This window comes from Microcystis aeruginosa NIES-843 (assembly GCF_000010625.1).
In the GTDB taxonomy this organism is placed as follows: domain Bacteria; phylum Cyanobacteriota; class Cyanobacteriia; order Cyanobacteriales; family Microcystaceae; genus Microcystis; species Microcystis aeruginosa.
In genome coordinates, this window is sequence record NC_010296.1 from 1335042 (window position 1) to 1346685 (window position 11644).

The following is an 11644-nucleotide window of genomic DNA, read 5'->3' on the forward strand; positions in this document are numbered from 1 at the left end:
GGGAGCAGTTTTTCACTAATCTTTACAATTGCGCCATCTCGATCGATACCGGTTTCAACCGGCGGTCAAGTCCTGCTAGAGCTAACTTTTCTCCCTAAGCTCCCCCGGCGGCACTGTAAAAATTCTTAATAAAATTACCGATCGATTCAGTTTAATCTACCAAAATAGACGGTTTTAGTAAGCATCTGTAACGAACCCGATCCATTCCACTCATCCCAACAGGTGATCATAATATGAGCGTTAATTTATCAACTCAACTGCGGGAAGGCACGAAAAAATCCCACACCATGGCAGAAAACGTCGGTTTTGTCAAGTGTTTTCTCAAAGGTGTGGTAGAAAAAACTTCCTATCGCAAACTGGTGGCTAACCTCTACTTCGTCTATTCGGCCATGGAGGAGGAGATGGAAAAACTTCCTAGTCATCCCGTCGTTTCTAAAATCTGTTTTCCTGAACTCAATCGCAAAAATGCGCTAGAACAGGATTTATATTTTTATTATGGTCCCAATTGGCGCAACGAGATCGCTTTATCTCCCGCAGGTCAGGCCTACGTTAACCGGATTCGGGAAATCGCCACAACAGAACCCGAATTATTAGTCGCCCATTCCTATACCCGTTATCTCGGCGATCTGTCCGGGGGGCAAATATTGAAAAAAATCGCCGAAAAAGCGATGAATCTGGAAACTGGTGGCACGGCTTTCTATGATTTCAAAGATATTTCCGACGAAAAAGCCTATAAAAACCACTATCGTCAAACCCTCGACGAGTTACCGGTGGATCAAGCCATGGCCGATCGCATTGTCACCGAAGCTAACGCCGCTTTTGGCATGAACATGAAAATGTTCCAAGAGTTGGAAGGTAATCTGATCAAAGCGATCGGAATTATGCTCTTTAATACTCTCACCCGTCGTCGCACCACCGGCAGCACCGAAACTGGATTGGCTACCGCCGAATAGTAGTCAAGAAAACCTAAAAAAACGGATAATTCTAGAATTGGGGTAATGGTTAGCCTTGACATCCTCGCCGCCCTAAAAGTGCGGCGATTCCTAAACCTCACGATTTAAGTTTCTGCTTCCACCACCGTCGCATACCACAGTTAAAAAACCATGTACTGTCTTACACAGAGTCCACAGACTTTCGCCCCATTTCAGAAGCCCGATTCCGTGTGTCCCACGGTACGTTGACCGCCTATAGCTTCTTGTACTTGTTGCGCGCGACTTTTTACCCGGCCAAGCTTTTCTGGTCGGAACCCCCTAAGCCGAGTTTTCAAGGTGCTGCGCCGTCCACTTGGTTTTCGAGACTGGCCTTTTAATTCTAACGTAAAGCCAACCTAGAACGGCGGGGTTTCAGACCCAAAATTTCCGATGATTATTATCTGAATTTCGGAGTTATCCGTTATATTTTGGCTTTTTATTCAGGAGATAGGAGTCAGGGTGATAGGGTTTTGGGGTGATAGGGATTTAGGGGTTTAGGGAAATTTCATCCAAATGCTCCACTACCCCACTACCCCACTTCCCCCCACACCCCACACCCCACACCCTACTTCCCCACTTCCCCCCACACTCCACACCCCACACCCCACACCCCACACCCCACACCCCACACCCCACACCCCACACCCCACTTCCCCGATGATCGAGAAAAAACTTCATCAAGAGGGGAACAACTTCCAGTAAGATGAAAAATGGTCAGTGAAAAAGCTAACCGAAATTTATTGTCGGAAATGGTAACACCGCCCCATTTCCCCAGACCCTAGAGGCTAGAGTCCGGTAAACCAGCGGATAAAAATTGACATCCATGAGTGAAGGTATTTTCGATCGAGTTAAAAAAGTTGTTGTGGAACAATTAGAAGTAGAGCCGGAAAAAGTTACTCCCGACGCAAGCTTTGCTAATGATCTGCAAGCTGATTCCCTTGATGTGGTCGAGTTAGTGATGGCTTTAGAGGAAGAATTTGATATTGAAATTCCCGACGAAGCGGCCGAACAAATTGACACTGTAGGCAAAGCTGTTGACCATATTAGCGAGAAAGTAGGAGCAACCGCCTAATTATTGCGGGAAAATTGACAATTTAGCCTTAAATATCTGGGGCAAAATCTGCCCTTATTTTTGAACAAACATGACAGAATTGCCATTAAAAAGGGTTGTCATCACGGGGATGGGTGCAATCACTCCCCTCGGCAATAATCTAGCAGACTATTGGACAGGCTTAATCAACGGCAAAAGTGGCATTGGTTTAATTACACACTTTGATGCCTCCCGTCACGCTTGTCGCATTGCTGGGGAAGTGCGGGGTTTTGACCCCCACGACTATGTGGATCGCAAAGAGGCAAAGCGCATGGACCGTTTCGCTCAATTTGCCGTCGCCGCCAGTTTGCAAGCACTGCAAGATTCTCGATTAGTTATCGACGCTCTCAATGCCGATGATATAGGCGTACTAATCGGTACGGGCGTGGGTGGCATAAAAGTGCTTGAGGATCAACAGGAAATTTACTTGACAAAAGGTCCGGGCCGGTGTAGTCCCTTCATGATCCCGATGATGATTGCCAATATGGCCGCTGGTTTAACCGCCATCCACACGGGGGCCAAAGGACCGAGTAACTGCACCGTGACCGCTTGCGCCGCCGGTTCCAATGCCATCGGCGATGCTTTTCGTCTAGTACAAAGGGGTTTGGCCAAAGCGATGATCTGCGGTGGGACGGAGGCCGCCGTTACCCCCCTAGGATTGGCTGGTTTTGCCTCCGCTAAGGCCCTGTCCACCCGCAACGATGACCCCACCCGGGCCAGTCGTCCCTTTGACAAGGATCGGGATGGTTTTGTTATGGGGGAAGGGGCAGGAATCTTGATTATAGAGGAATTAGAAACGGCCTTAGCCCGTGGGGCGCGGATTTACGCCGAAATGATCGGTTATGGTCTGACTTGCGATGCCTATCACATGACGGCACCGGTTCCCGATGGTCGTGGGGCCACCAGAGCGATCGAATTAGCGATCAAAGATGCCGGTTTGACTCCGGCGGAAATTAGCTATATCAACGCCCACGGCACCAGTACAGGGGCCAATGATCCCACGGAAACCAAGGCGATTAAAAAAGCTTTAGGAGAATCGGCCTACCAAATCCCCGTCAGTTCCACCAAATCGATGACAGGCCACCTTTTAGGCGGTTCTGGCGGCATTGAAGCCGTGGCCACGGTAATGGCGATCGCTAATGAGCGGATTCCCCCGACTCTCAACCTTGACAATCCTGACCCCGATTGTGATCTTGATTACGTCCCCTACGAAAGTCGTCAGCAGATAGTTAACGCTGCCCTCTCCAACTCCTTTGGATTTGGTGGCCATAACGTCACCTTAGCTTTTAGAAAATATGCTTGAGTCGATGCCCCCGAAAGAGTAATCTTTGAGTGGCTCCCTCTTTAACCTGGTCTTATTTTTGTAGTTCATTCTAAAAAACATTATGGTTGTCGCCTCCCAATCCCTCGAAGAACTTTGTATTAATGCGGTGCGTTTTTTAGCGGTGGATGCCGTAGAAAAAGCTAAATCGGGACACCCCGGACTGCCGATGGGGGCCGCACCCATGGCCTTTGTCCTCTGGGATCAATTCCTGCGTTTTAACCCGAAAAACCCCCAATGGGTCAATCGCGATCGTTTTGTTCTCTCCGCCGGTCACGGTTGTATGCTGCAGTATGCTTTGATGTACCTGACCGGATACGATAGCGTCCCCCTAGAGGAAATTAAACAATTCCGGCAGTGGAAATCGAAAACCCCTGGCCACCCCGAAAATTTCGTCACGGAAGGGGTAGAAGTGACCACTGGTCCTCTGGGTCAAGGGATTGCTAATGGTGTCGGTTTGGCCCTAGCAGAAGCCCATTTAGCGGCCCGTTTCAACAAGCCGGATGCCAAAATTATCGACCATTACACCTATGTGATTTTGGGTGATGGTTGCAATATGGAGGGTATTTCCGGGGAAGCTTGTTCTTTAGCCGGTCACTGGGGTTTAGGCAAGTTAATCGCTCTCTACGATGATAACCATATCTCGATCGATGGTTCCACCGATATCGCTTTCACCGAAGACGTGAGCAAGCGTTTTGAAGCCTACGGTTGGCACGTTCAGCACGTCGAGAATGGTAACACCGATTTAGATGCCATTGCCAATGCGATCGCAGCCGCCAAAGCTGTCACCGATAAACCCTCGATGATTAAAATCACCACCACCATCGGTTATGGTTCCCCCAATAAGTCTAATACCGCCGATGTTCACGGGGCAGCTTTGGGAGCAACAGAAATCGAGTTAACCCGAAAAGCATTAGGTTGGGAATACGAGCCGTTTGTGGTTCCCGATGAGGTGTTAAATCGTTTCCGGCAAGCAGTGGACAAGGGAGCGACGGCAGAAACGGACTGGAATAAGTTATTTAACGAATATCAGGCCAAATATCCCGCAGAAGCGGCTTTATTTGAACAGTTAACCACCGGTCAACTGCCGGAAGGTTGGGAGCAAGCTTTACCGGTTTATAAACCCGAAGATAAGGCGCTCGCTAGTCGTAAACACTCGGAAATCTGCTTAAATGCGCTTGCGGGGGTTTTACCCGGTTTAATCGGTGGTTCGGCGGATTTAACCCACTCTAACTACACCGAATTAGAGCATTTTGGTAATTTCCAAAAAGGCAGTTATCAGGAGCGTAACGTCCATTTTGGCGTGCGGGAACACGCGATGGGGGCGATTTGTAACGGGATTGCTCTCCATAACACGGGATTGATTCCCTACGGGGCGACTTTCCTGATTTTCACCGACTATATGCGGAATTCTATCCGTTTATCGGCATTGTCAGAAACCCGCGTCATCTGGGTAATGACTCACGATTCCATTGCCTTAGGGGAAGATGGACCGACTCACCAACCCGTGGAACACGTTGCTTCTCTGCGCGCTATTCCTAACCTCTTAGTCATGCGTCCGGGGGATGGTACGGAAACTTCCGGTGCTTATAAAGTAGCGGTGAGCGAAACTAAGCGCCCGACGTTACTAGCATTATCCCGTCAAAATCTGCCCAATTTAGCGGGAACTTCCCTCGATGGTGTGGCTAAAGGTGCTTATATTATCACCGATTCTGAAGGTACTCCCGATGTCATTCTCATCGGTACGGGTGGCGAGTTGTATCTCTGCGATAAAGCGGCTGCGGTGTTAAAAGAAGCAGGAATTAAAGCTCGCGTCGTTTCTATGCCCTGTTGGGAGCTATTCGAGGAACAATCGGCAGAATACAAAGAATCGGTACTGCCGAAAGCAGTGAAAAAACGTCTCGCAGTGGAAGCGGGTTCAACCATGGGTTGGCATCGTTACATCACCGATGAGGGGGATGTGTTGGGGGTTGATACCTTCGGCGCTTCTGCTCCAGGAGGTGTGATTCTAGAGAAGTTCGGTTTTACCGTGAATAACGTGGTAGCGAAGGCAAAAGCGTTGTTAGGTTAATTACCTGAAATCTTAGCTGTAATGAGTCAGAAAAATCTGGCTCATTTTTTTGTTTTTCTATTGTGACTGTCAGTCAGTGGACTAGGGGTCACGTCAGGCAGTTTAATCGAAGCATGGCAAAGGACAATTTAGCTCAATTTGGCAGATGTTTACATAATGCTCGCATTCAAAAGGGTTTATCCCAAGAAAGGTTGGCCGAAGCGGCCAATTTGGATAGAACTTACATCAGTCTTCTTGAACGTGGTAAAAGGAATCCTTCTTTACTATGCTTGATTTCTTTATGTAGAGCATTAAACATAAGTCTTTCGGAGCTTTTTAACACTATGTCTATAAATTCCGATGTAAATACTGATGATGTCAGAAGATTTGATTAAATTGCTTGAGCAGTTTTTGCATGATAACGAGCTTGAATGGGAATGGTTTGAAAAAATAGAAAGTTTTTGTAAGAGTTATAGTTTGAATATCAAATATATTACAGAAGTTCTCAATGATCCAAAAGTTATTCCTATGATTCGTGGCAAGTTTTTTGAGTTCACTGTACAAGATGAACTGTCAAAAATACTCGCAAATAATTATTTAGTTACTAATCCTCGCTTAAATCCTCAAGCTGGTTCTCACGATATAGATGTAGCTATTATCAATCAAAAAAACGCCAAAAAATACTCTGCTGAATGTAAGTTAGCCAAAAAAGGTAGTTTCCGTCTTCAGGGAGGTATCAGACCTTTTATTGAAGTCAAATGTATGAGATCAAGAACCTTAGGAGACAAAGCAGCAGAACAAAGGTCTAAATTGATAGGAATACCTTCAACAAGCCTAAATATTCACAAAGATCAATATATTGAAACAGATTTTGATTTAGTGATTACATCTCTTGCCAATGCTTTTTTTCAGACCAATTTAGAAACGGGACTATTTGTTTGGAAGCCCACACCAAAAGAGCAAATATTTTTAAGCAAAATTAATATTAATAATCAAGAAGAAGCCCTTTTAAAAATGTACGTTGCCAGAAGTAAAGATTTAACAGCAAATCAAACCAATAATATCAATTGTTCTCGCCAGAAATGCCACGATAACAACTGTAATTTCATCCCTAATTATCCCAAAATTTTCTTTGATGTTAATACGGCTGAACCTCTACAACCATGGCTACCGATAGAAAAAATAGAGGATTTACTTGATTAAAATTAGGAATCAAGATACATCGAATAAACTTAATTGTAGAGGTGTAAATCTTGCAGGTTTCTGAAGATCATAATTAGCAATAAATACCTCCTTGCCCTTGCGTCTTTCACTCTGATAACCATGTTCTAATTTTAAACCATTTTTTTGATCATCAGTTCGATTAATAGTGTAATTCCATTCATTATCTTGTAAAGAAATACACCAATCATACATTTCTCTAATTTCGGAGCAATTATCATAAGTCAAAAGAAATTTAAATCGATGTTGATGTTTTTTCAACGTCTTACATAACCTTTCATGATCTTCTAGACTGAAGAAGCAGGAATAGAATTTATTTTGATCTGCTTGAAAGTAAGGAGGATCGACAAATAAAAAGTAATCATCGGGTAATTGATTGATTAAATCTTCAAAATCTAAACAAGATAAATTGACATTTTGCAGTTTTTCCGAAGTGGTTTTTAGGTGAGAAGGCCAGTTTTCAGGACGCATAGAATACTTATCACCATAGCCCCAATAACAATTTTCAAGTTTCATAATTCCTGAGTAGGAAGTTCTATTTAGATAATACCAACGCATGGCTCTTTCTAGGTCATTGGCTGGTTGAAATTCATTTTTATAATAATTGTGTAATTCTTTGGTAGCGTTTAGATCTTTTAATAATTCAATTAGACTATCAAGATGATCTTTGATATGTCGATAACAGTTCATTAATTCCTCATCTTTGTCATTGAGAATATTCTCTGCTACACTTTCCTTAGCAAAGAATATAGATGCTCCCCCCGCAAAGGGTTCACAATACTTATGGTGACTAGGAAGACAAGCTAAGATTAGCTTACGGGCATAAAATTTACCGCCAGGATAACGAAAAGGAGAATTACTAAGTTTTTTAGCGATTTTGGACATTACCTTTGATTTTAGAGGCTTTTCTTTGAGATTATTTTAACAAAATTACGATATTTTATCTAGGAATGTCAGAGAAGTTCGGTTTTACCGTGGATAACGTGGTAGCGAAGGCAAAAGCGTTGTTAGGTTAATTAAAACTTTGGTTTTGTGGAAAAAGCCCGCGCCAGCGGGTTTTTTTGTGCTAGGATCTAACCCTATCGTGCAAAGGGTTGACTGGGTGATTCCTTTTACAGACAGAGAACTACAAAAAGCATGGAGAGAAAATCAACGAGCGGCAAAGGTCAAAACCATAACTAACGCTCATCGTTTATTGCTATTTTACTCCGTTGAATGTGGTCTCAAAGCGGTTTTACTGAAAAGACAAAGTAAAGATTGCACCGATTCTTGTCGAGAATTACTTGAAGTGCGGCATGATATAAATAAGTTACTAGACAAACTAGCTGCGGGAGAAAAACTAAAACTTCCCTCACAATTAAGTATGAAACCTTTAAAAAATAATCAAGAGAGAGAGCTTTCTTCCGGTGAAATTAATCAAATGTGGCGATATGGGGGATGCTGTGAAAATATCAAGGATGGTGAATTAGAAAAAAAATTGTTAGATATATTAAGTTGGATTGCACAGGAGTTGCAGGGACTATGAGAAGACGGCCATTACTAACTTGGTTTGATATTAAAAGAAAAATTGCTCGCGAAACCGCTAACGGAAATGACTTACCTGATAGTATTGTTAAAATTAGTTGTTTTAGTAGTGCTTTAGAGATTGGTATTCAAAGTCAAAATGATCAACCAAAAGCTAACTCAATATTAAAAGAATGGTTCGGAGATTGGTATCAAGAATCAGAACAAATTATTCAGCTAGATATTGATAATGCTTCTATTCCTGTAGAATTTATTTTAATAGATAATAGTTCTTATTTTTCTCCATCGATTCGACCTTTTTGGCAGGAAGTCGCTTATTTAAAAGAAAATACAGATTCAGAGCAATCGGATAATTTTTTACCCAATGCTTATCAAGATAAGCCAGAAATTATTGCTTTTTATTCTTTTAAAGGTGGTGTGGGAAGAACCCTACATTTAGCCGCTTATATTCTTGCTCTCTTAGCAAGAGCAAAAGATATAAATAAACCAATTAAAATTTTAGTTATTGACTCAGATTTAGAGGCTCCGGGGTTAACCTATTGGCAAAGGTATGAAAGTCAAGAGGCAACCGTATCTTTGAGCAATTTTTTAGAAGTTTATCAATATCCCAAGCCATCTCTAGAGGTGGCACTCTCTTGGGTAACTCAAGAAATTAAGAAAACTGCCAAACAGCAAAATAAATCAACTTTATATTTTTTACCCGCTTTTATTGAAGAAGAAGAACTCTTAGATACTCCTATACTGCCAGAAAATTTAGCCAGAAATCCGTCGGGTGCTTGGGAGGTAGGGGATGCAATTCATCAATTAGGGCAAAAATTAGCAGTAGATTATATATTTATTGATTTAAGAGCAGGATTAAGTGAAATTTCTAGCCCAATTTTATTTGACTCTAGAATCCAAAGATTTTTAGTAACAACAGTTAATGAGCAATCTTGGCGAGGTGTCAGGATGGTTTTAGAAAAAATTGGCTTACTAGCTCCCAGTGACTCAAAAGTAAAGGATGATAATTATTATGATCCTTCGATAATTATTAGTTTTTTAACCCCAGAAGTCAGAAATTTATCAGCATTTGAGAATATTTTAGAGCAATTACAGTCGGCTTATGTTCAACCCAAAAATGAGAGTTTATATACTACTAGACTGGATATTAAAGAAACTTATTTCGCCCAAGAGTTACTATATGTTAACAATTGGGACGAAGCTCAAAACAAATTAAGTTCAACTTCCTTGATGGAACTGGCAAGACAATGGGCAGAAGATGAATTATCTAATAATAGCATTGCATCAGCCACACCTTCAGATAACTCCTTAGATGATGTGAAAAAACTCAGGGATACTTGCAATAAATATATTTATGCAGAAAAGGGAGAAGGGGAAGATTTACTCATTACCGAGCCATTGAAAAATCTCGCTCGTAATTTTCAAGATAAACTACCTAATGTTATCTCAATTGGTGCTAAAGGTGCGGGAAAAACCTTTAATTATATTCAGCTATCTCGCCTACAGTCTTGGGAAAATTTTTTAAATAAAGTTGATCCTCAAAATCAAGAAAATTCCCGAGAAAATCTCGGTTTAATATTTCCTTTACTGCAATCAAAAAATTTAGCAGAGGATGCCAAAGATATTCTTGAGCAAGCACGGCAAAATGTTAATAATTTTCTTAATAATGATTATCAATTTTCCTTCTCGGATTTAAGAGACAGAATCACGCAGTCGCTATCAAATCAGGATTGGAATGAGGTTGATTGGACAAATTTTTGGATCAAAGAAATTTCGAGAGTTTTAGGTTATAATCCTGAAAATTGTCAATTACATAAACTGCATGAATACCTTCAACAAAAAAACTCGAAGATTATATTTTTATTTGATGGATTAGAAGATGATTTTCCTAATGTTGCCAATGATAAGGATAACCTTCAACGAAAAGCCTTGAAAGCTTTGATCGATCATTTACCCAATAAATTATCAGAAATTCGGCAATCTAATCTCGGCTTGATTGTCTTTCTGCGTCGAGATTTCTTGAGATATACAATCACACAAAACTCGCAACAATTTGAAAACTTATATCGTAATTATGATCTATCTTGGAATCTAGAATCGTTTCTTAAACTTTCCTATTGGCTCTGCATACAATCATCGGTTATTAATGCTAACCCTCAAGATTTATTCGATTGTTCAATTGAAGATTTAAAAGGAAAACTAGAACGACTTTGGGGCAAAAAATTAGGAGCAGATAATGCAAGGGAAGCTAAGTCAGACAATTGGATTTTTGCCGCTTTAACCGATTTTAATGGAAGACTACAAGCGCGGGATATTGTGAGATTTTTGTACCATGCTGCTAATATTACTGTAGAAAAAAAAGAAGAAATACAATTTACTAAATGGTCGAATACTAGACTGTTACCTCCCCAAGCGATTCGACGAGCGCTTAAACCCTGTAGTGAAGAAAAAGTTGACGAGTCTAAGGAAGAATATCCTATATTTAAAATCTGGGTACAAGAAAGGTTACATGAATATAGTGATAAAAAAATTCCTTTTTCTCTAGAACAGTTTAATCTGGATGCTACTACAGTCAATATTCTTGAGCAAATGGGAGTAATTTACGAGGACAAGGATAAAGAAGATGCAGTTCGTTATTATATGCCCGAAATATTCCGTGAAGGGTTAGGATTTTCTAGTCAAGGTGCGCGTCCTCGTGTTCTCGCTTTAAAGCGCAAAGTTTTGGGGAAATCAAATTTTTAATGGTTCGAGCTTTTTGGCAATGACTATATGATTGATTGTTGTCAGCTTTTCAAAACAGGATTTGCTATTACCCAGCATTGGGGAATTGATTCGTTCATCAAAAAAGCTACACTACTGGGATTCTTGTGTTTTTTTAGCTTTCCTGAAAAATGAAAAGGATAAAATTAATGATTGTATTTCTGTTCTCAAAGTAGCTGAAAATGGTCAGGTAATCTGTCACCGCCGCCTACTCTAGTGCAGTCAAAGCCGATCACCCGAAGCCATCAAAACTATCCAGGGTGCAGGAGTTGAACCTGCCTAGCACGAATTATGAGTTCGTTGCCTCAACCGCTCGGCCAACCCTGGGTTATACTATTAACTCATTATAGATCGGTAATCACTCCGAACGTGAAAATCCAGCCCCACCAAGATGAAAAAATTTGCAATCAGCACCTCCTTGCAGTTAGGACTCCTTTTGATGGTAGCCATGTTAGCCGCCGGCTTCGGTAGCGGTTGGGTAGCCTATCAATTGGGAATCGCCTCCCTGAAGGGAGTCAGTCAACCGGATATCAACCCTGCTAAAAAGTTTACCAACGATCGCACCAGTTATGGTCGCAATCAAACTTTTATCCCCGTGAAAGAAGAAGAGGTGCTGAAAAGAGTGAGAGTTTATATGCAACAACAGAAAAACCAACCGCAATCAAAGGATGAAACCAAAGGATAGGCTTTAAAAAAGGCGAATTTTG

At 41.6% G+C, this 11644-nt stretch carries 11 protein-coding genes and 1 tRNA gene; 9 read left to right on the plus strand and 3 right to left on the minus strand.

The features are described from left to right. The first annotated feature begins 233 nt into the window (after positions 1–233). Complete coding sequence (locus MAE_RS06565; protein WP_012264876.1) at positions 234–953, plus strand: heme oxygenase (biliverdin-producing); 720 nt, start codon at positions 234–236, stop codon at positions 951–953. A gap of 504 nt (positions 954–1457) precedes the next feature. Here MAE_RS06565 and MAE_RS33190 read toward each other — a convergent pair. Then, positions 1458–1649 (minus strand): hypothetical protein, encoded by a 192-nt coding sequence (locus MAE_RS33190; protein ID WP_041803887.1) that lies wholly within the window; start codon positions 1647–1649, stop codon positions 1458–1460. 145 nt (positions 1650–1794) lie between these two features. Here MAE_RS33190 and acpP point away from each other — a divergent pair, with 145 nt between their 5' ends. The 5 genes from acpP (at position 1795) to MAE_RS06595 (ending at position 6635) form a co-directional block, all read left to right on the plus strand. Beyond that, positions 1795–2043 (plus strand): acyl carrier protein, encoded by a 249-nt coding sequence (acpP, locus tag MAE_RS06575; RefSeq protein ID WP_002798625.1) that lies wholly within the window; start codon positions 1795–1797, stop codon positions 2041–2043. A gap of 70 nt (positions 2044–2113) precedes the next feature. Further along, positions 2114–3364 carry a beta-ketoacyl-ACP synthase II gene (gene fabF / locus MAE_RS06580; RefSeq protein WP_012264878.1) on the plus strand — a complete coding sequence of 417 codons (1251 nt, stop codon included), beginning with the start codon at positions 2114–2116 and terminating at the stop codon, positions 3362–3364. 82 nt (positions 3365–3446) lie between these two features. Further along, positions 3447–5453, plus strand: coding sequence for a transketolase (tkt, locus tag MAE_RS06585; protein WP_012264879.1), 2007 nt, complete (start codon positions 3447–3449; stop codon positions 5451–5453). A 113-nt stretch (positions 5454–5566) separates the two neighbouring features. Further along, entirely contained in the window at positions 5567–5827 is a 261-nt protein-coding gene (locus MAE_RS34785; RefSeq protein WP_036386251.1) for a helix-turn-helix domain-containing protein, read from the plus strand. Continuing rightward, on the plus strand, positions 5808–6635 hold the full coding sequence (locus MAE_RS06595; RefSeq protein WP_002735872.1) for a hypothetical protein: 828 nt from the start codon (positions 5808–5810) through the stop codon (positions 6633–6635). The genes MAE_RS34785 and MAE_RS06595 overlap by 20 nt, the downstream gene beginning before the upstream one ends. Positions 6636–6644: 9 nt before the next feature. Here MAE_RS06595 and MAE_RS06600 read toward each other — a convergent pair whose 3' ends face one another. Then, entirely contained in the window at positions 6645–7538 is an 894-nt protein-coding gene (locus MAE_RS06600; protein ID WP_002736931.1) for a DNA adenine methylase, read from the minus strand. Positions 7539–7755: 217 nt separating this feature from the next. Between MAE_RS06600 and MAE_RS06605 the strand changes: the two genes are divergently transcribed. Both MAE_RS06605 and MAE_RS06610 read left to right on the plus strand, forming a co-directional pair. Beyond that, complete coding sequence (locus tag MAE_RS06605; protein ID WP_231859736.1) at positions 7756–8178, plus strand: hypothetical protein; 423 nt, start codon at positions 7756–7758, stop codon at positions 8176–8178. Continuing rightward, the gene (locus tag MAE_RS06610; RefSeq protein WP_012264882.1) at positions 8175–10919 is read left to right on the plus strand and encodes a KGGVGR-motif variant AAA ATPase; all 2745 of its coding nucleotides are present in this window, start codon (positions 8175–8177) and stop codon (positions 10917–10919) included. The genes MAE_RS06605 and MAE_RS06610 overlap by 4 nt, the downstream gene beginning before the upstream one ends. Before the next feature lie 272 nt (positions 10920–11191). On the opposite strand, the gene MAE_RS06620 is transcribed toward MAE_RS06610, so the two are convergent. Then, a tRNA-Ile gene (locus tag MAE_RS06620) sits at positions 11192–11264 on the minus strand. 64 nt (positions 11265–11328) lie between these two features. Between MAE_RS06620 and MAE_RS06625 the strand changes: the two genes are divergently transcribed. Further along, on the plus strand, positions 11329–11622 hold the full coding sequence (locus MAE_RS06625; protein ID WP_012264883.1) for a hypothetical protein: 294 nt from the start codon (positions 11329–11331) through the stop codon (positions 11620–11622). Positions 11623–11644 lie beyond the last annotated feature (22 nt).

Coding starts and splice junctions, on each gene's coding strand:
- MAE_RS06565 (WP_012264876.1), top strand. CDS start 234: ATGAGCGTTAATTTATCAACTCAACTGCGGGAAGGCACGAAAAAATCC.
- MAE_RS33190 (WP_041803887.1), bottom strand. CDS start 1,649: ATGAAGTTTTTTCTCGATCATCGGGGAAGTGGGGTGTGGGGTGTGGGG.
- acpP (WP_002798625.1), top strand. CDS start 1,795: ATGAGTGAAGGTATTTTCGATCGAGTTAAAAAAGTTGTTGTGGAACAA.
- fabF (WP_012264878.1), top strand. CDS start 2,114: ATGACAGAATTGCCATTAAAAAGGGTTGTCATCACGGGGATGGGTGCA.
- tkt (WP_012264879.1), top strand. CDS start 3,447: ATGGTTGTCGCCTCCCAATCCCTCGAAGAACTTTGTATTAATGCGGTG.
- MAE_RS34785 (WP_036386251.1), top strand. CDS start 5,567: ATGGCAAAGGACAATTTAGCTCAATTTGGCAGATGTTTACATAATGCT.
- MAE_RS06595 (WP_002735872.1), top strand. CDS start 5,808: ATGTCAGAAGATTTGATTAAATTGCTTGAGCAGTTTTTGCATGATAAC.
- MAE_RS06600 (WP_002736931.1), bottom strand. CDS start 7,538: ATGTCCAAAATCGCTAAAAAACTTAGTAATTCTCCTTTTCGTTATCCT.
- MAE_RS06610 (WP_012264882.1), top strand. CDS start 8,175: ATGAGAAGACGGCCATTACTAACTTGGTTTGATATTAAAAGAAAAATT.
- MAE_RS06625 (WP_012264883.1), top strand. CDS start 11,329: ATGAAAAAATTTGCAATCAGCACCTCCTTGCAGTTAGGACTCCTTTTG.